Raw genomic sequence first — 25816 nt, forward strand, 5'->3', positions numbered from 1 at the left:
TTGTCCGACGTCCAGGACCTTCTCCTGCCGCTGACCGCCGCGCAGTCCGGGATCTGGTTCGCGCAGGAACTCGACCCGGCCAACGTCATCTACAACGCCGGCGAGTACCTGGAGATCCGCGGCCGGGTGGACGCGGCGGTCTTCGAGGCCGCGCTGCTGCGCGTGCTGGCCGAGGCGGAGTGCCTGCGCGTGCGGTTCACGGACACCTCCGACGGCCCCCGGCAGCGGATCGCCCCGGTCGGCGACTGGCGCCTTCCGGTCCTGGACGTCTCGGCGGAGCCGGATCCGCGCGCGGCGGCGGAACTGCGGATGCGGGACCTGCTGGCCACACCGAAGGACATCCGCCGCGATCCGCTCTTCGACTTCGTCCTGTTCCGGCTGGCGGACGACCACCACCTGTGGCTGCACGCCTACCACCACAGCGCCGTCGACGGCTTCACCGTCTCGCTGGTGGCCCGGCGGACCGCCGAGGTCTACACCGCGCTGGCGGCGGGGGACGAGCCGACGCCGACGCCCTTCGTCCCGCTCACGGCGCTGATCGACGCCGACACCGCGTACCGCGCCTCCGACCGCTTCGCCGCCGACCGCGCGTACTGGACGGACCGGATGGCCGGCGCACCGGAGCCCGCCGGCCTCTCCGGCGGCCGCCCCGCCACCCCGCACCGCCTCGAACGCCGCACCGCGCACCTCGACCGGACGTCGGCGGACGCACTGCGCGACCTGGCCCGCGCCGCCGAGGTGCCGTGGCCGCCGCTGCTGGCCGCCGCCTTCGCCGCGTATCTGCAGCGCTGCACCGGCGGCGACGAGATCGTCCTCGGCCTGCCGGTCACCACCAGGCTCGGCCGCACCGCACGCACCGCCCCCGGCATGGTCTCCAACGTCCTGCCGCTGCGCCTCGCACCGCACGACGACATGACCGTCGGCGAGCTGCTGCGCCACACCTCCGCCGCCATGCGCGGCGACCTGCGGCACCAGCGCTACCGGTACGAGGACCTGCGCCGCGACCTGAACCTCCTCGCCGACGACCAGCGGCTGGTCGGACCGCAGGTCAACATCATGATGTTCGACTACGACCTGACGTTCGGCGGGCACCGCGCCGTCGTCCACAACCTGTCCGTCGGACCGGCCGACGACATGTCCGTGGTCGTCTACGACCGGACCGACGGCAACGGTCTGCAGATCGACCTCGACGCCAACCCGGAGCTCTACACACCGGACGCGATCGACGCGCACCTCCACCGCTTCCTGCGCTACCTCCGCGAGCTGGCCGCCGCAGGACCCGACCAGGTCCTCGGCACGCTCGGCCTGGTCGACGAGGACGAGCGGCGACTGCTGCTGGACACCTGGAACGACACCGGCCACGAGGTACCGGCCGTCACGCTCACCGAGCTGCTGACCGCGCAGGCCGCCGCCACCCCGGACGCCGTCGCCGTCCTCTTCGAGGACACCGCCGTCTCCTACGCCGAACTGGACGACCGCGCGGCGCGGCTGGCCCGCCTGCTCGTGGGCCGGGGCGTCGGCCCGGAGCGCTTCGTCGCGGTCGCCGTGCCGCGTTCCGTCGAACTCGTCGTGGCCCTGGTGGCGGTGCTGAAGGCCGGTGCCGCGTATCTGCCGGTGGATCCCGGCTATCCGGCGGACCGGATCGCGTTCCTGCTGGAGGACGCGGCTCCGGTGCTGACGCTGACCACCTCCGCCGTGGCCGCCGACCTGCCGGAGACCGGCACCCCGCGCCTGGTCCTCGACACCGACGACACCGCCGCGCTGCTCGTCGCCCACGCCCCGGACCACGCCGCACCGCTTCCGGCTCCGCTGCCCGCCCACCCGGCGTACGTCATCTACACCTCCGGCTCCACCGGCCGCCCGAAGGGCGCGGTCGTCCCGCACGCCGGCATCGTCAACCGGCTCCTGTGGATGCAGGACCACTACCGGCTCACGGCAGAGGACCGGGTGCTCCAGAAGACGCCGTCCGGATTCGACGTCTCCGTCTGGGAGTTCTTCTGGCCGCTGATCACCGGAGCGGCGCTCGTCGTCGCGCGCCCGGACGGACACAAGGACCCGCTGTACCTCGCCGAGCTGATCCAGGCCCGGTCCGTCACCACCACGCACTTCGTACCGTCCATGCTCCAGGCGTTCCTCGCCGAGCCCGCCGCCGCCGGCTGCACCGGCCTGCGCCGCGTGATCTGCAGCGGCGAGGCGCTGCCGGCCCCGCTGCGCGACCGCTTCCACACCGTGCTCACCGGCGACGGTCCCGGCCCCGGCCCGGAACTCCACAACCTGTACGGGCCGACCGAGGCGTCCGTCGACGTGACCTGGTGGCAGTGCGGACCCGACGACAAGACCCCGTCCGTGCCGATCGGCCGCCCGGTGTGGAACACCCGGCTGTACGTCCTGGACGCGCGGCTGCGCCCGGTACCGGCCGGAGCACCGGGAGAGCTCTATCTCGCGGGCGTGCAGCTGGCCCGTGGCTACCTGCACCGGCCGGGCCTGACGGCTTCGCGGTTCGTGGCGGATCCGTTCGCCGGTGACGGCGGTGGCGAGGGCGGTGGTGACGGCAGTGGTGGCGGTGCGCGGATGTACCGGACCGGTGATGTGGTGCGGTGGACGGCGGGTGGCGACCTGGAGTACCTGGGCCGCGCCGACGACCAGGTGAAGCTGCGCGGCTTCCGGATCGAGCTCGGCGAGATCGAGGCGGCGGTCCTGGCGAACCCGGAGGTGGACCAGGCGGCCGTGATCGTCCGCGAGGACCGCCCGGGATCACCGGCGGTGGTGGCGTATGTGGTGCCGGAGGCCGGTGGTGCGGGCGGATCGGCCGGTGCGGGCGGTGCGGTGGACGTGTCCGTGCTGCGCGGCCGGGTGGCCGGTGTGCTGCCGGAGTACATGGTGCCGTCGGCGTTCGTGGTGCTGGACGCGCTGCCGCTGAGCCCGAACGGGAAGCTGGACCGGCGTGCGCTTCCGGCGCCGGACTTCGGCGGTGCGGCGGCGGGCGGCCGCGCGCCGCGGACGGCGCGTGAGGCGGTGCTGTGCGGGCTGTTCGCGCAGGTGCTGGGGCTGGACGAGGTGGCGGCCGATGCGAGCTTCTTCGACCTCGGCGGCGACAGCATCATGTCCATCCAGCTCGTCAGCCGCGCCCGCACCGAGGGCCTGGTGCTGACCACGCGTGACGTGTTCCGCCTCAAGACCGTCGAGGCCATCGCGGAGGCCGCGGTGGAGGACGCCGGCCGCACGGTCGCCGCACTCGGCTCCGAGGCCGGTGGTGGTGTGGGTGAGGTGGTGGTGCCTCCGGTGGTGGAGTGGCTGCGGGGGCTGGGCTCTGGTGTGAGTGGTTTTCATCAGTCGGTGTTGGTGTCGGTGCCGGGTGGTGTGGGTCTGGGTGCGTTGAGCGCGGCGGTTCAGGGTGTGGTGGATCATCACGACGCTTTGCGGTTGCGGTTGTTGGTCGGGGCGGATGGTGGTTGGGGTCTTGAGGTCGGGGCCGTTGGTTCGGTTCCGGTCGAGGGGTGTGTGCGGCGGGTTGATGTGTCGGGTGGGGACGGGGGTGTGTTGTCGGAGCTGGTCCGTGTGGAGGCGGACGCGGCGCGGGGCCGACTGGACCCTGTGTCGGGTGTGATGGTGCAGGTGGTGTGGTTCGACGCGGGTGCGGGGCGTGCGGGCCGGTTGTTGTGGGTGGTGCATCACCTGGCGGTCGACGGTGTGTCGTGGCGGGTGTTGCTGCCGGATCTTGAGGCGGCGTGGCGGCAGGTTGCGGCCGGTGGGCCGGTGGTGTTGGAGCCGGTGGGGACGTCGTACCGGGCCTGGGCCGGGATGCTGCCGGAGCTGGCCGCGGACCGTGCCGGTGAGCTGGCGCTGTGGCAGGGCGTATTGGCCGAGCCTGATGGGCTGTTGGGTTCGCGTGCGCTGGACCCGGTGGTGGATGTCGCGGGCACTGCGGGTTCGGTGACGGTGGAAGTTCCGGCCGAGGTGTCGCAGGGGCTGCTGTCCTGGGTTCCCGGTGTGTGGGGGGCCGGGGTCGAAGAGGTGTTGCTGGCCGCTTTGGGCGTGGCGGTGAGCCAGTGGCGCGGTGGTGACGGTCATGTGCTGGTGGATCTTGAGGGGCATGGACGCGAGCAGTTGGTGGACGGCTGGGATCTGTCGCGGACGGTCGGGTGGTTCACGAGCCGTTACCCCGTGCGGCTGGACGTCGACGGGGTGGACGTCGGCGCTGCGGTGAAGCGGGTGAAGGAGGCCGTGCGGGCTCTGCCGGACCGGGGTGTCGGGTTCGGTCTGCTGCGGTACGTGGAGCCCGGCGCCTCTGAGGTGCTGTCGGCGTTGGCGGAACCGCAGGTCGGGTTCAACTACCTGGGCCGCTTCCGGTCCGGCGGTGCCGGCGGTGAGGGTGACTGGCTGCCGGTCGGTGAGTCGGGAGGCGTCGGTGGTGGTGTCGATCCGTCGATGCGGATGCCGCACGCGGTGGAGGTCAACGCCCTGGCGCTGGACGGCGCGAGTGGTTCGGTGCTGTCGGCGGTCTGGGCGTGGCCTGGTGGTGTGTTCGGTGACGGTGAGGTCGAGGAGCTGGCCCGGTTGTGGGTCGGTGTCCTGGAGGCTTTGGTGGCCGGGGCCGGTGAGCCGGGTGCCGGTGGTCTGACGCCCTCGGATGTGCTGGCGGAGGTGTCGCAGGCGGAGATCGAGGCGCTGGAGGCGACGTATCCGGGGCTGGACGACGTACTGCCGCTCGCACCGTTGCAGGAAGGACTCCACTTCCACGCGCTCGACGAGGACGCGGGCTCCGCCGCGTACACCGTGCAGATCGGCCTCGATCTCGAAGGCGGCCTCGACCTCCGCGCGATGCGCCACGCCGCCGAAGCGCTCCTGGAACGGCACGCGGGGCTGCGCGCCGGATTCGTGCACGAAGGTCTGGACGCTCCGGTCCAGGTCATCGCCTCCGAGGTCGAACTGCCCTGGTCCCAGCGGGATGTGAGCGAGCTGGACGCCCCGGAGCGCGACGCGGCTCTCGGCCGGATCCTGGACGAGGACCGCGCGCGCCGCTTCGATCCGACCAGGCCGCCGCTGCTCCGCTTCACCGCGATCCGCCTCGGCGAGAACCGCCACCACCTGGTCCTCACCTACGATCACCTGCTCCTCGACGGCTGGTCGACCGCCGTCCTGATGCGCGAGCTGTTCGCCCTGTACGCCAACGGCTGCGACACCACCGCTCTGCCCCGGGTCACGGCCTTCCGCGAGCACCTCGGCCGGCTGGCCGAGCAGGACCGCCCGGCCGCCGAGGAGGCCTGGCGCACCGCGCTCGCCGGACTCGACGAGCCGACGCTCCTCGCCGAAGCCTTCGGCACCGCCGGTTCCGCCGGTTCCGCCGACCCGGCCGATCCGGCCTCCGTGGCAGCCCCGGTCTCCGAACAGCTCCGCGTCGAGCTCACCGAGGAGCAGACGCGGGCCGTCGCCGCGCGCGCCCGCGCGCTCGGCGTCACGCTCAACACCGTGGTGCAGGGCAGCTGGGGTCTGACGCTGGCCCGGCTCACCGGCCGCGAGGACGTCGTCTTCGGCGCCACCGTCTCCGGCCGTCCCGCCGATCTGCCCGGCATCGAGGACATGGTGGGTCTCTTCATCAACACCCTGCCGGTACGCGTCCGGGTCCGTCCCGCCGACAGCCTCGCCGGTCTCCTCACGGCCGTGCAGGACGAACAGGCCAGGCTGATGCCGCACCAGCACGTCCGGCTGACCGATGTGCAGCGGCTGGCCGGACACGGCGAACTCTTCGACTCCATCGCCGTGTTCGAGAACTACCCGGTCGACGCGCTCGACCTCGGCACCCCGGACGGCCGGCTCCGCGTCACCGGCATCGACGGCGGTGACACCACGCACTATCCGCTCACCCTGATCGCCGTTCCCGGCGACCGTCTGCACCTGCGCCTCGGCTACCGCACCGACCTCATCGGCGAGGAGCGCGCCGTGCGCTTCCTGAACGGACTGCTCGCCGTCCTCGACGCGGTCGCCGCCGGCACCGACCGGCCGACCGGCCGGATCGACCTGCTCACCGCGGCCGAACGCGAGCAGCTCCTTGTCCACCGCAACGACACGGCGGCAGCGGTGCCGGACGGCACGGTCGCCGACGCGTTCCAGCGCCAGGCCGCTGCCACCCCGGACGCCGTGGCCGTCCGCTTCGAGGGCGCCGCCATGTCCTACGCCGAGCTGGACGACCGTGCGTCGCGGCTGGCCAGGCTGCTCGTCGCCCGGGGGGCGGGCCCGGAGCAGTTCGTCGCGGTCGCCATGGAGCGCTCGGCCGATCTGCTCGTCGCCGTACTGGCGGTGCTGAAGGCCGGGGCCGCGTATCTGCCGGTGGATCCCGGCTATCCGGCGGACCGGATCGCGTTCCTGCTGGAGGACGCGGCTCCGGTGCTGACGCTGACCACCTCCGCCGTGGCCGCCGACCTGCCGGACACCGGCACCCCGCGCCTCCTGCTGGACGCTGGCACGACCGCCGCCGCGCTGCGCGCCGAGACCGGAGCGCCGCTGACGGACGCGGACCGGATCCTGCCGCTGCGGCCCGCGAACCCGGCGTACGTCATCTACACCTCCGGCTCCACCGGCCGCCCGAAAGGCGTCGTCGTCAGCCACGAGAGCGTGGTCGGCTTCGCGTCCTGGGCCGAGGAAGAACTGGGCGCCGAGGCGCTGTCGCGGGTCCTGTTCTCGACCTCGCTCAACTTCGACGTGTCGGTCTTCGAGATCTTCGGGCCGCTCCTGTCCGGCGGCTGCACCGAGGTGGTGCGCGATGTGCTCGCGCTCGCCGACGAGCCGTACGACACCTGGTCCGGCTCACTGGTGAGCGCGGTGCCGTCCGCCCTCGACCAGCTGCTCACGCACTCCGGCCCGGCGGTGAGCGCCGGGCTGGTGGTCCTGGCGGGCGAGGCACTGCCGGCCCGCCTGGTGGACCGGATCCGCCGCACCATGCCGGACGCCAGGATCGCCAACCTCTACGGACCCACCGAAGCGACGGTCTACTCCACCGGATGGTTCGCCGGTGACGGCCCTGTTCCGGCCGCACCGCCGATCGGCCGCCCGATCAGCAACCGACGCGTGTACGTCCTCGATGCCGGGCTGCGACCGGTGCCCCCGGGTGTCCGGGGAGAGCTCTATCTCGCCGGGCCCGGTCTGGCGCGTGGCTACGGCGGCCGGCCGGCGCTCACGGCCTCGCGGTTCGTGGCGGATCCGTTCGGTGGTGACGGTGCGCGGATGTACCGGACCGGTGATGTGGTGCGGTGGTCGGCCGATGGTGAGCTGGAGTACCTGGGCCGCGCCGACGACCAGGTGAAGGTCCGCGGCTTCCGTATGGAGCTGGGCGAGATCGAGGCGGCCGTCGCCGGTCACCCCGGTGTCGGCAGCGCCGCCGTGGTGGTGCGCGAGGACCGTCCGGGTGTGCGTGCCGTGGTGGCGTACGTCGTGCCGGAGGGCGGCGCGGACGGCGGGGCGGTGGACGTGTCCGTGCTGCGGAGCCGGGTTGCCGGTGTGCTGCCGGAGTACATGGTGCCGTCGGCGTTCGTGGTGCTGGACGCGCTGCCGCTGAATCCGAACGGGAAGCTGGACCGGCGTGCGCTTCCGGCCCCGGACTTCGCCGGATCGGCGGGCGGTGGCCGTGGACCGCGCACTCCGGCCGAAGCACTGCTGTGCGAGCTGTTCGCGCAGGTGCTGGGGCTGGACGAGGTGGCGGCCGATGCGAGCTTCTTCGACCTCGGCGGCGACAGCATCATGTCCATCCAGGTCGCGGGCCGGGCCCGCAGGTCCGGCCTGTCACTCCGCCCCCGCGACGTCTTCCGCCTGAAGACCGTCGAGGCCATGGCCGCCGAGCTGGAGGAGCGCGGCGAGGAGCCGGTGGCCGGTCCTGCCGATCTGCCCGGTGGTGGTGTGGGTGAGGTGGTGGTGCCTCCGGTGGTGGAGTGGCTGCGGGGGCTGGGCTCTGGTGTGAGTGGGTTTCATCAGTCGGTGTTGGTGTCGGTGCCGGGTGGTGTGGGTCTGGGTGCGTTGTCGGCGGCGGTTCAGGGTGTGGTGGATCATCACGACGCTTTGCGGTTGAGGTTGTTGGTCGGGGCGGATGGTGGTTGGGGTCTTGAGGTCGGGGCCGTTGGTTCGGTTCCGGTCGAGGGGTGTGTGCGGCGGGTTGATGTGTCGGGTGGGGACGGGGGTGTGTTGTCGGAGTTGGTCCGTGTGGAGGCGGATGCGGCTCGTGGGCGGTTGGATCCTGTGTCGGGTGTGATGGTGCAGGTGGTGTGGTTCGACGCGGGTGTGGGGCGTGCGGGCCGGTTGTTGTGGGTGGTGCATCATCTGGCGGTCGATGGTGTGTCGTGGCGGGTGTTGCTGCCGGATCTTGAGGCGGCGTGGCGGCAGGTTGCGGCCGGTGGGCCGGTGGTGTTGGAGCCGGTGGGGACGTCGTACCGGGCCTGGGCAGATTCTCTGCCCGCACTGGCAGCGGGCCGGGTGGGCGAGTTGGGGCTGTGGCAGGAGGCGCTGCGCGAGCCTGACGGGTTGCTGGGGTCGCGGGCGCTGGACCCGGTGGTGGACGTCGCAGCGACTGCGGGTTCGGTGACGGTGGAGGTTCCGGCCGAGGTGTCGCAGGGGCTGCTGTCCTGGGTTCCCGGTGTGTGGGGCGCGGGAGTTGAGGAAGTTCTGCTCGCCGCGCTCGGCGTGGCGGTGTCCCAGTGGCGTGATCGGCGTCGTGGTGGTGGCGGTCATGTGCTGGTGGATCTTGAGGGGCATGGACGCGAGCAGCTGCTCGACGGCTGGGATCTGTCGCGGACGGTCGGGTGGTTCACGAGCCGTTACCCCGTGCGGCTGGACGTCGACGGGGTGGACGTCGGCGCTGCCGTGAAGCGGGTGAAGGAGACCCTGCGCGGGCTGCCGGACCGGGGTATGGGCTTCGGTCTGCTGCGGTACCTGGACCCCGCTGCTTCCGAGGCGTTGGCAGGGCTGGCGGAACCGCAGGTCGGGTTCAACTACCTGGGCCGCTTCCGGTCCGGTGAGGACGACTGGCTGCCCGTCGGTGAGTCGGGAGGCGTCGGTGGTGGTGTCGATCCGTCGATGCGGATGCCGCACGCGGTGGAGGTCAACGCCCTGGCGCTGGACGGCGCAGGCGGTCCGGTGCTGTCGGCGGTCTGGGCGTGGCCTGGTGGTGTGTTCGGCGATGGCGAGGTCGAGGAGCTGGCCCGCTTGTGGGTCGGTGTCCTGGAGGCCTTGGTCCAGGAGGCCGGTGAGCCCGGTGCCGGTGGTCTGACGCCCTCGGACGTGCTGGCGGAGGTGTCGCAGGCCGAGATCGAGGCGCTGGAGGCGACGTATCCGGGGCTGGACGACGTACTGCCGCTCGCACCGTTGCAGGAAGGACTCCACTTCCACGCGCTGTACGACACCGAGTCGCCCGACCTCTACACCATCCAGCTCGTCTTCGACCTCGAAGGCGACCTGGACACGGAGACGATGCGCCGCGCGGCCGCCGCGCTGCTGCGCCGCCGGCCCAATCTGCGCGCCGGTTTCCTGAACCAGGAGTCCGGCCGGCCGGTGCAGGTGGTACCGGCCGTCACCGAGGTGCCGTGGACGGACGTCGACCTCCGCGGCATCGGCGCCGTCCAGCAGGAGGACCTGGCGGACACGATCCTGGACGAGGACCGTGCCCACCGCTTCGATCCGGCGCGGCCGCCGCTGCTCCGCTTCACCGCGATCCGCCTCGGCGACAACCGCCACCGCCTCGTCCTCACCAACCACCACCTCCTCTGGGACGGCTGGTCGGTGCCGGTCGTCGTGCGGGAGCTGTTCGAGCTGTACGCGCACGGCGGCGACGGGGCGCACCTCGCTCCGGCCCCGCAGTTCCGCGACCATCTCGACTGGCTGGCAGCGCAGGACCGTCCGGCCGCCGAGGAGGCCTGGCGCACCGCGCTCGCCGGACTCGACGAGCCGACGCTCCTCGCCGAGGCCTTCGGCTCCGCCGACTCCGCCGACGCCGTGGCTTCCGACGAGCGGGCACCGGACTCCTCCGGCCTGCCGGAGCGGCTGTCCGTCCGGCTGCCGCAGTCCTTCACCGCCGAGCTGCACACCTGGGCCCGCTCGCGCGGACTCACCGTGAACACCGTCCTCCAGGGTGCGTGGGCTCTGCTGCTCGCCCGGCTCACCGGCCGTGAGGACGTCGTCTTCGGCGCCACCGTCTCCGGCCGTCCCGCCGATCTGCCCGGCGTCGAGGACATGACCGGACTGTTCAGCAACACGCTGCCGGTGCGCGTCGCACTGGAGCGGGCCCGGGCCATGTCGCTGGTCGGACTGCTGGAGCAGATCCAGGACCAGCAGGCCGAGTTGATGGATCATCACCACGTAGGGCTGTCCGGCATCGCCGCGCGGACCGGCCTCGGCGAGCTCTTCGACACCCTGCTCGTCTTCGAGAACTATCCGCTCGACCCGTCGACGCTCGACCTGCCGGGCACCGGACTGCGGGCCACCGACGCGCGCGTGCGCGACGCCGCCCACTATCCGCTCTCGCTCGCCGTCGTACCGGGCGACGAGCTCGAACTCCGCTTCGACTACCGGCCGGAGCGCTTCACCGCCGACCGTGTCGAGGCCATCGGCGACCGGCTGCACGCCCTGCTCGGCCTGATCGTGACGGAGCCGGACCGGCCCGTCGGGCGCGTCGGCGTCCTCACCGACGCCGAGGCGGAACAGCTGGTCCAGGACCGGCGGCAGTCCCGGCGGTACGTCGAACTCCTGCCGTTCCCGGACCTGTTCGAGATGCAGGCGGCACGGACGCCGGACACGGCGGCCGTGGTGTACGAGGAGAGGGAGGACCACTCCGTCGAGCTGACGTACGCCGAACTCGACGCACGGGCCAATCGCCTGGCCCGGCTGCTCATCGAGCGCGGCATCGGCCCGGAGGACATCGTCGGCCTGCTGCTGCCGCGCTCCGTCGACCAGGTGGTGGCCGTGCTCGCCGTTGCCAAGGCCGGGGCCGCCTACCTGCCGATCGATCCGGCGTATCCGGCCGAACGCATCGCGTACGTCGTCGGTGACGCGCGGCCCGTACTGCTCCTGGTGGACGCGGTGACCGGCCGCCGGCTGCCGGAGCTCGACACCGGCACGCCCGCGCTGGTCCTCGGCGGCGACATCGCCCTGCGCCGGCCGGGCCACCGTCCGGCGGCGGACGAGCGGCGCGCGCAGCTGACGCCGGACAGTCCCGCGTACGTCATCTACACCTCCGGTTCCACCGGCCGTCCGAAGGGCGTCGTGGTCACGCACCGCGGCGTCGCCAACCTCGCCGGAAGCCAGATCGAGCGGTTCGCGGTCGAGGAGGGCAGCCGGATCCTCCAGGTCGCCTCGCCGAGCTTCGACGCGGCCTTCTCCGAGCTGTGCCTCGCGCTGCTGTCCGGCTCCACGCTGGTCCTGGCGCCGGCGGACCGGCTGCTGCCGGGCGCCGGGCGGTCCGGTCTGGCCGGGGTGATCGCACGGCAGCGCATCACGCACGCGACGATCTCGCCCGCCGCGCTCGCCGCCCTGGACGACGACGGGCTGCCCGCCGGCATGGTGCTGACCGTGGCCGGTGAGGCGTGCTCCGCCGCGCTGGTCGACCGGTGGTCGCGCGACCGCAGGATGATCAACGCGTACGGGCCGACCGAGACCACCGTCTGCGCCACCATGAGCGAGCCGCTGGCCCCGTCGGACCGCCGTACGCCGCCGCCGATCGGCCGTGCCGTCTGGAACACCCACGCCTATGTGCTGGACGCCTCGCTCGGGCCGGTCGTTCCCGGTGTCGCCGGTGAGCTGTACGTGTCCGGTCCCGGCCTCGCCCGTGGCTACCTCGGCCGTCCGGATCTGACGGCTTCGCGGTTCGTGGCGGATCCGTTCGCGACGGACGGTTCGCGTATGTACCGCACCGGTGATGTGGTGCGCCAACTGCCGAACGGGGAGCTTGAGTTCGTCGGTCGTGTCGACGACCAGGTGAAGCTGCGCGGCTTCCGGATCGAGCTCGGTGAGATCGAGGCGGCGGTCCTGGAGAGCCCGGCGGTGGACCAGGCGGCCGTGATCGTCCGCGAGGACCGCCCGGGTGTGCGCGCGGTGGTGGCGTACGTCGTGCCGGAGGCCGGTGCGGGCGGTGCGGTGGATGTGGCGGCGCTGCGGGAGCGGGTCGCAGCGGCTCTGCCGGAGTACATGGTGCCGTCGGCGTTCGTGGTGCTGGATGCTCTGCCGTTGACGGTGCACGGGAAGTTGGATCGGCGTGCGCTTCCGGTGCCGGAGTTGGTGGTGGGGGGTCGTGGTCCGCGGAGTGCGCGGGAGGAGATTCTGTGTGGTCTGTTCGGTGAGGTGTTGGGGGTTGAGGGTGTAGGGGTCGAGGACGGGTTCTTCGATCTGGGTGGTCATTCGCTGTTGGCGACGCGGTTGGTGAGCCGGGTGCGGTCGGTGCTGGGTGTGGAGTTGCCGGTCCGTGCGTTGTTCGAGCATCCGACCGTCGCCGCGCTCGACCGCACACTCGACGACGCCGCTCAGGCCCGGCGTGCCCTCACCCCGCTGGCGCGGCCGGCGCAGGTGCCGCTCTCCTTCGGGCAGCGCAGGCTCTGGTTCCTCGAACGGTTCGAGTCGGCCGGCGGCAGCGTCTCCCTGGCCGTCCGGCTCACCGGCGAACTCGACGGCGACGCGCTGCGGTTGGCCCTCGGCGACCTGGTCGCCCGCCACGAGGCGCTGCGCACCGTCTTCCCGGACGACGACGGCGTACCGCGTCAGCAGGTCCTCGACTTCTGGGTGCCGGGGCTCGGCCTGGTCGACGTGACGGAGGACGAGGTCGCCCGCGAACTGCGCGACGCCGTCTCCGTACCGGTCGATCTGGCGGTCGATCCGCCGCTGCGCGCGCGGCTGCTGCGCCTCGGCGAGCGTGAGCACGTGCTGTCACTGGTGGTCCATCACATCGCCGCCGACGGCTGGTCGTTGGCCCCGCTGGCGCGCGATCTGTCGGCGGCGTACGCGGCGCGGCTCGCCGGTGGTGTGCCGGAGTGGCGGCCGTTGCCGGTGCAGTTCGCGGACTACACGGTCTGGCAGCGTGAGGTGCTCGGCGACGAGACGGATCCGGAGTCCCCGATCGCCCGGCAGCTCAGCTACTGGTACGAGACGCTGTCCGGGCTGCCCGACGAGATCGACCTGCCCGCCGACCGGCCGAGGCCGCCGGTGCCCGGATACCGGGGCGGGACCGTGGAGTTCGCGTTCGACGCCGGTCTGCACCGGCGGCTGACCGCGCTGGCGCGGGAGGCGAACGTCAGCCTGTTCATGGTGGTCCAGGCGGGTCTGGCCGCGCTGCTGCACCGGCTCGGCGCGGGCAGCGACATTCCGCTCGGCACTCCGGTGGCCGGTCGTACGGACGAGGCGCTGGACGATCTGGTCGGTTTCTTCGTCAACACGCTGGTGCTGCGCACGGACGTGTCCGGTGATCCGACGTTCCGCGAGCTGCTGGAGCGGGTGCGGGAGACGGACCTCGCCGCCTACGCGCACCAGGACGTGCCGTTCGAGCGCCTCGTCGAGGTGCTCAACCCGGCCCGCTCGCTCGCCCGCCACCCGCTGTTCCAGGTCATGCTCGCGCTGCAGAACGCGCCGGAAGCCGCGCTGCGACTGCCGGGGCTGAGCGTGGAGCCGCTGCCTCCGGCGCAGGGCGACGCCAAGTTCGACCTCGGCATCGAGTTGGTGGAGCGCCACGGTCCCGACGGCGCGCCGGACGGCCTCCAGGGGCTGGCGCACTACAGCGCCGACCGCTTCGACGAGGACACCGTACGGCTGCTGACGGACCGGTTCGGCCGCTGGCTGGCCGCCGCCGCCGAGGCGCCCGGCACGCGGGTCGGGGCGCTCGACGTCCTGTCCGCCGCCGAGCGCGACACCGTGCTGCACCGCTGGAACGCCACCGGCCACGACCTTCCGGACGGCACCCTGCCCGCGCTCTTCGAGGCGCAGGCGGCGCGCACGCCGGACGCCGTCGCCGTCGTCGCCGGTGACCAGGAGCTGACCTACGCGGAGCTGAACGCGCGGTCCAACCGGCTGGCCAGGCTGCTGGCCGGCCGGGGGGCCGGGCCGGAGAGCCTGGTCGCGGTGGCCGTACCGCGCTCCGTGTCCTGGCTCGTCGCCTTCCTGGCGGTGGCCAAGGCCGGAGCCGGCTATCTGCCGGTCGACCCGGCCCAGCCCGGCGCGCGCATCGAGCGCATGATCGCCGACGCCCGGCCGGTGCTGGTGCTCACCGAAGGGCCGGACGGCGAGGAGGCCTCCGCGTTCTCCGCCGCGCCGCTCGCCGTGTCCGTCGCCGCGCTCCGTACCGACGAGGCCGAGCGGCTGGCGGCCGGTCTCGCCGCCACCGACCTCACCGACGGCGAGCGCACGACCGGGCTGCGGCCGGAGCATCCGGCGTACGTCATCTACACCTCCGGCTCGACCGGTGTGCCGAAGGGCGTCGTCGTCACGCACGGCAGCATCGGCAACCTCGCGGCGGTGCACATCGACCGGCTCGACGTCGACGGTGCGAGCCGGGTGCTCCAGGCGGTGTCCACCACCTTCGACCCGTCGGTGGCCGACACCGTGATGGCGCTGCTCTCCGGCGCGGCGCTGGTCCTGGCCGATCCGCGCCGGCACGTCGTCGGCGACCAGCTCGCCGAGGCGATCGACCGGTACGCGGTCACGCACGTCCAGCTGGCCGCACCGGTCCTGGCGACCGTGCCGGACGCCGGGCTGGACACGCTGCGCTGCATCGTCACCGGCGGTGAGGCGTGCTCCGCCGAGCTCGTCGCGCGCTGGGCGCGCGGTGGCCGCCGCGTCGTCAACGCCTACGGGCCGACCGAGATGACGGTCGCCACGACCATGACCGGGCCGCTCACCGGCGCGAGCACCCCGCCCATCGGCCGGGCCGTGTGGAACACCCGCGCCTATGTGCTGGACGCCTCGCTCGGCCTGGTCGCCCCCGGTGTCGCCGGTGAGCTGTACGTGGCCGGCGCGGGGCTGGCCCGTGGCTATCTGGGCCGTCCGGATCTGACGGCTTCGCGGTTCGTGGCGGATCCGTTCGCGGCGGACGGTTCGCGGATGTACCGCACCGGTGATGTGGTGCGCCAACTCCCGGACGGTCAGTTCGAGTTCGTCGGCCGCGCGGACGACCAGGTCAAGATCCGCGGCCACCGCATCGAGCCGGGCGAGGTCGAGGCCGTGGTCGCCGCGGCGGACGGGGTCGGCCAGGCCGCCGTCGTGGTCCGCGAGGACCCGGCACGCGGCGCGTATCTCGTCGCGTACGCCGTGCCCGGGAGCACCGGCGCCGATGGTGCGCTGGACGTTTCCGTGCTGCGGGAGCGGGTGGCGGGTGTGCTGCCGGAGTACATGGTGCCGTCGGCGTTCGTGGTGCTGGATGCTCTGCCGTTGACGGTGCACGGGAAGTTGGATCGGCGTGCGCTTCCGGTGCCGGAGTTGGTGGTGGGGGGTCGTGGTCCGCGCAGTGCGCGGGAGGAGATTCTGTGTGGTCTGTTCGGTGAGGTGCTGGGGGTTGAGGGTGTAGGGGTCGAGGACGGGTTCTTCGATCTGGGTGGTCATTCGCTGTTGGCGACGCGGTTGGTGAGCCGGGTGCGGTCGGTGCTGGGTGTGGAGTTGCCGGTCCGTGCGTTGTTCGAGCATCCGACCGTCGCCGCGCTCGACCGCACACTCGACGACGCGGGCACCGCGCGTACGGCACTCGCTCCCGCCGACCGGCCCGACGCCGTGCCGCTCTCCTTCGCGCAGCGCAGGCTCTGGTTCCTCAACCGCTTCGAGGAGAACTCCTCGGCGTACAACGTGCCGATGGCCGTCCGGCTCACCGGCGCGCTGGACCCGGACGCCCTGCGGTGCGCGCTCGGCGATGTGCTGGCCCGCCACGAGGCGCTGCGCACGGTCTTCCCGGACGACCGGGGGCGGCCGCGCCAGCTCGTCCTGCCGGCCGGGCTGCCGGATGTCCGGGTCGAGCCGGCGGCCGAGGACGGTCTCTCCGCGACGCTCGCGGAGGCCGCCAACACCGGCTTCGCACTGGACCGTGAACGTCCGTTGCGCGTACGGGTGTTCAGGACCGGCGAGCAGGAGCACGTCCTGCTGCTGGTGCTGCACCACATTGCCGCCGACGGCTGGTCGCTGGCGCCGCTGGCGCGCGATCTGTCGGCCGCGTACACGGCCAGGCTGGCGGGCGAGGCGCCCCGGTGGCGGCCGTTGCCGGTGCAGTACGCCGACTACACGGTCTGGCAGCGCGAGGTGCTCGGTGACGAGGGCGATCCGGAGTCGCCGATCGCCCGGCAGCTGAGCCACTGGTACGAGACGCTGTCCGGGCTGCCCGACGAGATCGCGCTGCCCGCCGACCGGCCGAGGCCGCAGACGCCGAGCCGGATCGCCGGCAGCGTCGGCGTGGACCTTCCGGCCGCCGTGCACCAGCAGCTCACCGCGCTGGCGCGGGAGGCGAACGTCAGCCTGTTCATGGTGGTCCAGGCGGGTCTGGCGGCCCTGCTGCACCGGCTCGGCGCCGGTGACGACATCCCGCTCGGCTCCTTGATCGCCGGTCGTACGGACGAGGCGCTGGACGATCTGGTCGGCTTCTTCGTCAACACCCTGGTGCTGCGCACGGACGTCTCCGGTGATCCGACGTTCCGCGAGCTCCTGGAGCGGGTGCGGGAGGCGGACCTCGCCGCCTACGCCCACCAGGACGTGCCGTTCGAGCGGCTCGTCGAGGTGCTCAACCCGACGCGGTCGCTCGCCCGCCACCCGCTGTTCCAGGTCATGCTGTCCTTCCAGAACGCGGAGAACGCCGAACTCGCCCTGCCGGGGCTGAGCGTGGAGCCGCTGCGGATCGGCCTGGACGCGGCCAAGTTCGACCTGTCCTTCAACCTGGAGGAGCGGCTGGACGCGTCCGGTGCGCCGGACGGCATCGGCGGCCGGATCGAGTTCGCCGCCGAGCTGTTCGACGCGGAGACGGTCGAGACGGTCTCCGCCCGCCTGGTGCGGCTGCTGTCCGCCGTCGCGGCGGATCCCGGCCGCCCGGTCGGCGCGCTGGACATCGCCGGACCCGGTGAGCTGGAACGCGTGGTGGAGGAATGGGGCCGCGGCCGGGGAGAGCTGCCGCTCTCCGACGCCACTCCGGCCGCGCTGTTCGCGGCGCAGGCGGCGCGGACCCCCGACGCCACGGCCGTCGTCGCCGCGGACGCCAAGCTGACCTTCGCGGAACTGGACGCACGGGCCGGCCGGCTGGCCGGGGCGCTGGCCGCGCGCGGAGTGACGGCGGAGTGCCTGGTGGCGACCGCGCTGCCCCGGTCCGCCGCGCTCGTCACCGCGATCCTCGCGGTGCTGAAGGCCGGTGGCGGGTACGTACCGCTGGACCCGGCCCATCCGGCCGAGCGGATCGGCCGGATCCTCGACCGGACCCGGCCGCGCCTGGTGCTCACCGGCCCGGACGGACTGCCGGACGGGGTGCGGACGGCTGCCGAGGTGCTGACGCTCGCCGAGTCGGCGGCGCTCTCCGAACCGGGCGGCCAGGAGGCTGCCACCGGCACCGGCACCGGCACTGTCACCGGGGCCGTGGACGCGCGGATTCCGGACGCCTCCGCCGTGCGGCCCGACGCTCCGGCCTATGTGATCCACACCTCCGGATCCACCGGCACGCCGAAGGGCGTCGTGGTCAGCCACCGCTCGCTGAGCGGACTGTTCCGCAGCATGCGCGAGCGCGTGTACGGGCCGTCCTCCGGCGGTGCGCCGCTGCGGGCCGCGCACTTCGCCTCGTTCTCCTTCGACGCCTCGGTCGACCAGTTGCTGTGGCTGTTCGACGGCCATGAGCTGCACCTGCTCGACGAGGACACCCGTACCGACCCCGAGCGGCTGCTGCGCTACCTGGCCGACCACCGCGTCGACGCGCTCTCCACCACGCCGTCCTACGCGGCCCGACTGGTGGACCGGGGCCTGCTCGACCTGCCGCACGGGCTGCGGGCGCTGGCGCTCGGCGCGGAGGCGGTGCCGGAGCCGCTGTGGCGCAGGCTCGCCGCGACGCCGGGCCTGGCCGCGTTCAACCTGTACGGGCCGACCGAGTGCACCGTCGACTCGGTGGTGGCCAGGATCGGATCCGGGCGGCCGGTCATCGGACGGCCGGTGCCGGACACGGCGGCGCTCGTGCTGGACGGCCGGCTGCGCCCGGTGCTGCCCGGTGTGACCGGCGAGCTCTATCTGTCCGGCCCGGCGCTGGCCCGCGGCTATGTGCGTGAACCGGCGCTCACCGCGGGCCGGTTCGTGGCCTGCCCGTACGGTCCGGCAGGCCGCCGCATGTACCGCACCGGCGACCTCGTGCGCTGGCGCGACGGACAGCTGGAGTACGTCGGCCGCGCCGACGACCAGGTCAAGATCCGCGGCTTCCGCGTCGAGCTCGGCGAGGTCGAGTCGGCGCTCGCCGGGCGGACCGGGGTCCTCCAGGCGGCCGCCGTCGTCCGCGAGGACCGGCCGGGCGTCCGGCAGTTGGCCGCGTACGCCGTGGCCAGGCCCGGTGTACCGCTGGACCCGGCGCGACTGCGCGCGGAGCTGGCGCGGGAGCTGCCGGACTACATGGTTCCGGCGACCGTGACCGTGCTGGACGCCCTGCCGCTCACCACGAGCGGCAAGGTGGACCGCCGTGCGCTGCCCGCTCCGCGCACCGGCGGCGACAGCGGCGGCCGGGCTCCCCGTCCGGGCCGTGAGGAGCTGCTGGCGCGGCTCTTCGCCGAGGTGCTCGGACGGGACGAGGTCGACGCGGAGAGCAGCTTCTTCGACCTCGGCGGCGACAGCATCGTCTCCATCGAGCTGGTCAGCCGGGCCCGTGCGCACCGGCTGGTGATCAGCCCGCGCGACGTGTTCCGGCACCGGACGGTGGCGGCGCTCGCCGCGGCCGCCACCGAACAGGAGGGCGTCGGCGGGAGCGACCCGGAGGACATCGCCGTCGGCGATGTGGAGCCGCTGCCGATCGTGCACGACCTGTGGCAGCGCGGCGGCCCGTCGGACGGCGTGAACCAGGCGACGCTGCTGACCGTTCCGCCGGACCTCGGCGAGGAACGGCTGGTGGCCGCGGTGCGGACGCTGCTGGACCATCACGGCGCGCTGCGGCTGCGGCTGACCGTGGACGGGGAGGAGCGGCGGCTGACGGTCGGCGCGCCCGGATCCGTCGCGGCCGGGCCGCTGGTGCGCCGCTGTGCGGTGGCGGAGGCGGACGGCGAGCGGCTGGCCGGGCTGATCCGGTCCGAGGGCGAGGCGGCCCGCGGCCGGCTCGCGCCGGAGGCCGGGGTCCTGGTGCAGGCGGTGTGGTTCGACGCCGGTCCGGACCGGTCCGGACGGCTGCTGCTGGTCCTGCACCACCTGGCCGTGGACGGGGTGTCCTGGCGCATCCTGGTGCCGGACCTGGTCACGGCCTGGCAGGCGACGGCCGGCCTCGGCGCGGGCGGTTCCGGTGCGGCCGGTTCCGGCGCTTCCGGCCTCGGCGCGGACGGGCCCAGCGCGGCCGGCCCGGACGGAGGCAAGGATTCCGCGCCCGCCGCAGCCGCCGCGACCGCCGTCCTGCCGCCGGAAGGCACCTCCTTCCGCCGCTGGACGCAACACCTGGTCCGGCTGGCCGAGGATCCGGCGCGCCTGGCCGAACTGCCGCTCTGGCGGCGGATGTCGGCCGGTCCGGACCCCCGGCTCGGCAGCCGGCCGCTGGACCCGGCGCGCGACACGGTGAGCAGCCTGCGCTCGGTCACCGTCGAGCTGGCCGCCGACCGCACCGAACCGCTGCTGACCACCGTTCCCTCGGTGTTCCGCGCCGGGGTCAACGACGTCCTGCTCACCGCTCTGACGCTGGCGCTCGCACACTGGCGCGAGCGCACCGGCCGCGAGCGGGGCACCGGAGCCCTGGTGGAGCTGGAGAGCCACGGCCGTGAGGACCTCGTCGACGGCGTGGACTTGTCCCGGACGGTCGGCTGGTTCACCTCCAGCCATCCGCTGTGGCTGGACCCCGGGCCGCTGGACGTGGCCGAGGCGCTGGCGGCAGGACCGGCGGCGGGCCGCGCGCTCAAGCGGGTCAAGGAGCAGCTGCGCGCGGTGCCGGATCACGGCATCGGCTACGGCCTGCTGCGCCGCCTCAACGCCGCCACGGCGGCGGAGCTGAGCGGCGCGCCCGCTCCGCAGATCGGTTTCAACTACCTCGGCAGATTCTCCGCCGATCCGGTCGGCGGCCACTGGACGCCCGCTCCGGAGACCGGCGCGCTGCCGGACCACGCGGATCCGGCCTCGCCGCTTCCGCACGTACTGGAGATCAACGCGGCCGCGCACGACGGCGCGGACGGCCCACGGCTGTCCACGACCCTGTCCTGGCCGGCCGGCCTGCTCACCGAGGCCGAGGTCCGCGAGCTGGCCGAGAGCTGGCTCCGGGCCCTGGAGGCCCTGGTCACGCACGCGCGGAACCCCGACGCCGGCGGCTGGACGCCGTCCGACGTCGCACTGACATCACTGACGCAAAGTCAGATCGACCACGTGCTCGCCGGAGACGACGAGGACGACGAAGAGGACGAAGAGGACGACATGGACTCATTCTGGAGGGACGCACGGTGAACGCCCGGATCGAGGACATTCTTCCGCTCTCACCGCTCCAGGAAGGGCTGCTGTTCCACGCCCTCTACGACCACCAGGCGCCGGACGTCTACACGGTGCAGATCGTCCTGGACATCGAAGGCGAGGTCGACGCCGCCGCACTGCGCGGCGCGGCCGACAGCCTGCTGCGCCGCCACGCCAACCTGCGGGCCGCGTTCCGTTACGAGGGCCTGGACCGGCCGGTCCAGGTGATCCGCCGCAAGGCGCGCATGCCGTGGTACGAGATCGACCTCGGCACCGAGCCCGAGGACGGGCGCGAGGCCGCGTTCGCGCGCATCCTGGAGACCGACCGGGGCCGCAGGTTCGACCTCGCCAAGGCCCCGCTGATCCGCTTCCTGCTGGTCAGGCTCGGCCCCGGCCGCTGCCGGCTGGTGGTGACCAACCACCACATCCTGCTGGACGGCTGGTCGACCCCGCTCTTCTTCAGCGAACTCTTCGCGCTCTACCTGAGCGGCGGCGACGACAGCGCGCTGCCGCGCGTCACCCCGTACCGCGACTACCTCGGCTGGCTCGCCGGACAGGACCGTACGGCCGCCGAGGACGCCTGGCGGTCCGCGCTGGCCGGAGTGGACGAGCCGACGCTCGTCGCACCGGTCGACGCCGCGGCCGATCCGGTCCGGCCGGACCGGCTGCCGTTCGAGCTCGACGAGACGCTGACCGCACGGCTCAACGCCGTCGCCCGCGACCACGGCGTCACGCTCAACACCGTCGTCCAGACCGTGTGGGGCCTGCTGCTGTCCTCGCTCACCGGCCGCTCCGACGTCGTCACCGGCACCACCGTCTCCGTCCGCCCGCCGGACCTCGACGGGGTGCGCAGCATGGTCGGCCTGCTGCTCAACACGCTGCCGCTGCGCATCAGGACCGATCCGGCCGAACCGGTCTCCGCCCTGCTGGCCCGGGTCCAGGACGAGCAGGCCGGACTCATGCCGCACCAGCACCTCGGACTGGCCGAGATCCAGGCGCTGGCGGGCGCCGGAACGCTCTTCGACACCTCCGTCGTGTTCGAGAACTATCCGGTCGACCCGGAAGCGGTGAACGCGCCGATCGGCGGACTGCGCATCCGCGGCGTCGAAGGCCGCGACGCCAACCACTATCCGCTCGGCCTGACCGTCGCCCCCGGCGCGCGCATCCTGCTCAAGCTGGACTACCGGCCGGACGTGTTCGACGGCGTGCTGGTGGAGCGGCTGGCCGAACGGCTGCGGCAGCTCTTCGAGGCCGTCGCCGATGATCCGCGGCTGCCGGTCGGCCGGCTGGCACTGCTCACCCCGGCCGAACGCGGCACCGCGCTGACCCGCAGCGCCGGACCGCGCCGCCGGGTGCCGGACGCCACGCTGCCGGAACTCTTCGCCCAGCAGGCGGCCCGTACGCCGGACGCCCCGGCGGTGGCGTTCGAGGACACCGCGCTGACCTTCGCCGAGCTGGACGCGCAGGTCACCCGCCTGGCCAGGCTGCTGCTCGCCCGCGGCGCCGGACCGGAGCGGCTGGTCGCGGTGGCCGTGGAGCGGTCGACCGAACTGGTCGTCGCCGTCCTCGCAGTCGCCATGACCGGCGCCGCCTACCTTCCGCTGGACCCCGAACAGCCCGCCGAACGCCTGGAGTTCATGCTCGGCGACGCGGCCCCGGCGCTGCTGCTCGCCACCTCGGCGACCGCGGGGCAGCTGCCCGCGACCGAGGTGCCGGTGCTGCTCCTGGACGCACCGGAGACCGTGGCCGCACGCGCCGCGGCCGATCCGGCGCCGATCGACGACGCCGACCGGACCGAGCCGCTGCGGCCGGAGCACCCGGCGTACGTCATCTACACCTCCGGCTCCACCGGCCGGCCCAAGGGCGTCGTCGTGCCGCACGCCGCGCTCAACGCCTACCTCGCCTGGTCGCGCGTGCACTACGACGCCGGTGACGGCCGCTGGCTGGTCCACTCGCCGGTCTCCTTCGACCTGACGGTGACCGGCCTGTTCGTGCCGCTCACCAGCGGCGGCTGCGTCCACCTGGTCGAGCTGCGCGAAGGCGCGCCGGACGGACCGCCGGACCACCGCCCGGCACTGGTCAAGGGCACCCCGAGCCACATCCCGGTCCTCACCGAACTGCCGGTGGAGTTCTCGCCGACCGCGCAGCTCATCGTCGGCGGCGAACTGCTGACCTCCGACGCCGTACGCCAGTGGCGGGCGGCCCGGCCCGGTGTGACCGTGGTCAACGAGTACGGCCCGACCGAGACCACGGTCGGCTGCACCGAATTCCGCGTCGGCCCCGACGACGACCTCCCGGAGGCCGCCGTACCGATCGGCCGGCCGTCCTGGAACACCGCCCTGCTCGTCCTGGACGCCGCGCTGCGCCCGGTGGCCCCCGGCGTGGCCGGCGAGGTCTACATCAGCGGTACGCATGTGGCGCGCGGCTATCTGAACCGCCCCGGCCTCACCGCGAGCCGCTTCGTCGCCGACCCGTTCGCCGCCGACGGCTCGCGGATGTACCGCACCGGCGACCTGGCGCGCTGGGGCACGGACGGCGAACTGCGGTTCGTCGCGCGCGTCGACGACCAGGTCAAGATCCGTGGCTACCGCATCGAACTCGGCGAGATCGAGGCCGTCCTCACCACGCACGAAGGCGTGGCCCGCACGCTCGCCGTGGTCCGCGAGGACAGCCCCGGCGACCGACGCATCGTCGCCTACGCCGTTCCGGCCGGGGCGGGCGTCGCACCGCGCCCGGACGAACTGCGCGCGCACGCCGCACGGCAGCTGCCCGACTACATGGTTCCGGCCGCCGTCGTCGTCCTCGACGACTTCCCGCGCACCGCGAACGGCAAGCTGGACCGGACCGCGCTGCCCGCCCCGGAGTTCGGCGCCGGAGGCGGCGGCCGCGCCCCGCGCGGACCGCGCGAGGAACTGCTGTGCGACCTGTTCGCCGAGGTGCTCGGCGCGGAGCGGGTCGGCCCGGAGGACAGCTTCTTCGACCTCGGCGGACACTCGCTGCTGGTCACCCGGCTGGTCGGCCGCATCCGTACCGTCCTCGGCGTCGAGCTGCCGATGCGCGCGCTCTTCGAGCAGCCGACCGTGGCCGGCCTCGCCGCCCGGCTGGACCACGCCGGAGCGGCCGCGCACCCGCCGCTCGTACCGGGGCCGCGCCCCGAGCGCGTACCGCTGTCACTGGCGCAGCAGCGGCTCTGGTTCATCAACGAGGTCGACGGACCGTCCGCCGCGTACAACGTGCCGGTGGCCGTCCGCCTCACCGGTGAGCTGGACACCGCCGCGCTGCACGCCGCGCTCGGCGACCTCACCGGCCGCCACGAGAGCCTGCGCACCCTGTTCCCCGCGCCGGACGGCACTCCGTACCAGCACGTCCTCGACGCGGACGTGGCCCGGCCCGCGCTGCCGGTCGTGGCCGTCGCCGAGGAAGGGCTCCAGGACGCGCTGCGGCCCGAGGCGCTGCGCGGATTCGACCTCGCCGCCGAACCGCCGCTGCGCACGACCCTGTTCCGCACCGCACCGCGGGAGCACGTCCTGCTCCTGGTCCTGCACCACATCGCGACCGACGGCTGGTCGCTGGCCCCGCTCGGCCGCGACCTCTCCGCCGCCTACACGGCACGGCTGTCCGGCAGCGCCCCGCGCAGGCAGCCGCTGCCGGTGCAGTACGCCGACTTCACGCTGTGGCAGCACGCCCTGCTCGGCGGCGAGAGCGATCCGGACAGCACGGTCTCGCGCCAGCTCGACTTCTGGCGCACCACGCTGGCCGGACTGCCGGACCAGCTGGAGCTGCCGACCGACCGGCCCCGGCCGGCGGTGGCCGGAGGCAGCGGCGACGCCCTGTCCATGAGCCTGGACGCGGACCTGCACCGCAGGCTCACCGCGCTGGCCCGTGAGGCCAACGTCAGTCTGTTCATGGTGCTCCAGGCCGGTGTCGCCGCCCTGCTCGGCAAGCTCGGCGCGGGCACCGACATTCCGCTCGGCAGCCCGGTCGTCGGCCGCACCGACGACGCGGTCTCCGACGTCGTCGGCTGCTTCGTCAACACCCTGGTGCTGCGGACGGACACGTCGGGTGATCCGTCGTTCCGTGAGCTGCTGGGGCGGGTGCGGGAAGGCGATCTGGCGGCGTACGCGCATCAGGACGTGCCGTTCGAGCGGCTGGTGGAGGAGTTGAATCCGGCGCGTTCGATGGCGCGGCATCCGCTGTTCCAGGTGATGCTCACGCTCCAGAACAACGAGGCCGCCGAGCTGGACCTGCCCGGCCTCGACGTGCGGCCGGTCGACGTCGGCACCGGCATGTCCAAGTTCGACCTGTTCTTCGCCTTCGCCGAGCAGCGTACGAGTACGAGTACGGGAACGCCTACGGGCACGGGCACGGGCGTCTCGCGCACCCGCGCGAACGGACTGGACTGCACCGTCGAGTTCAGCACCGACCTGTACGACCGGTCCTCCGTGGCCACCCTGCTCGACCGGCTGGTCCGGCTGCTGGAGGGAGCCGTCAGCGATCCGGACCGGCCGCTGGCGCGCATCGACGTCCTCACCGCCGCGGAACGCCACCGCGTCCTGGAGGAGTGGAACGACACCGCACGCCCGATGGCTCCGGCCACGCTGCCGGAGCTGTTCGAGCGGCAGGCGGCGAACACCCCGGACGCCACCGCCGTCCTCGCCGACGACGGGGCCCTCACCTACCGCGAACTCAACGCGCGCGCCAACCGCCTTGCCAGGCTCCTCGTCGCGCGCGGCGCGGGCCCCGAAGGCCTGGTGGCCGTGGCGCTGCCGCGCTCCACCGGCCAGATCGTCGGCCTGCTCGCGGTCCTCAAGTCCGGTGCGGCCTACCTGCCGCTCGATCCGGACTATCCGGCGGACCGGCTGGTCCACATGACCGCCGACGCGGCTCCGCAGCTGGTCCTCACCACCGAGGACACCGCCGCGCGCCTGCCCGCGGCCTGTGTGGAGGCGGCCCCTCCGCTGCTCCTGGACCTCTCCGGCGCACCGCTCGCGCCCACGGGCACGGCCGGCTCCGATCTCACCGATGCCGACCGGCTGAGCCCGCTGACGCCGGACCATCCGGCGTACGTCATCTACACCTCGGGCTCCACCGGCCGGCCCAAGGGCGTCGTCATGCCGCACGCGCCCCTGGTCAACCTCATGGCCTGGCACGCCGAGGCCGTACCCGGCGAACCGGGCACGAGGACCGCGCAGTTCACCGCGCTCAGCTTCGACGTCTCCGCCCAGGAGATCCTGTC

General features: G+C 73.4%; 2 protein-coding genes (1 of these 2 cut by a window edge). Both read left to right on the top strand.

From position 1 onward, the window contains the following. A complete protein-coding gene (locus KV381_RS20105; RefSeq protein WP_218785921.1) occupies positions 1 to 20577 on the top strand; it encodes a non-ribosomal peptide synthase/polyketide synthase in 20577 nt (6858 codons plus the stop codon). Continuing rightward, positions 20574 to 25816, top strand: partial view of a non-ribosomal peptide synthase/polyketide synthase gene (locus tag KV381_RS20110; protein WP_218785922.1) — the 5' portion only. Its footprint extends 14185 nt past the window's final position; only the first 5243 of its 19428 coding nucleotides appear in the window; the start codon lies at positions 20574 to 20576; its stop codon lies beyond the right edge, outside the window. The genes KV381_RS20105 and KV381_RS20110 overlap by 4 nt, the downstream gene beginning before the upstream one ends.

The organism is Streptomyces sp. WY228 (genome assembly GCF_019287315.1).
In the GTDB taxonomy this organism is placed as follows: Bacteria; Actinomycetota; Actinomycetes; order Streptomycetales; family Streptomycetaceae; genus Streptomyces; species Streptomyces caviscabies.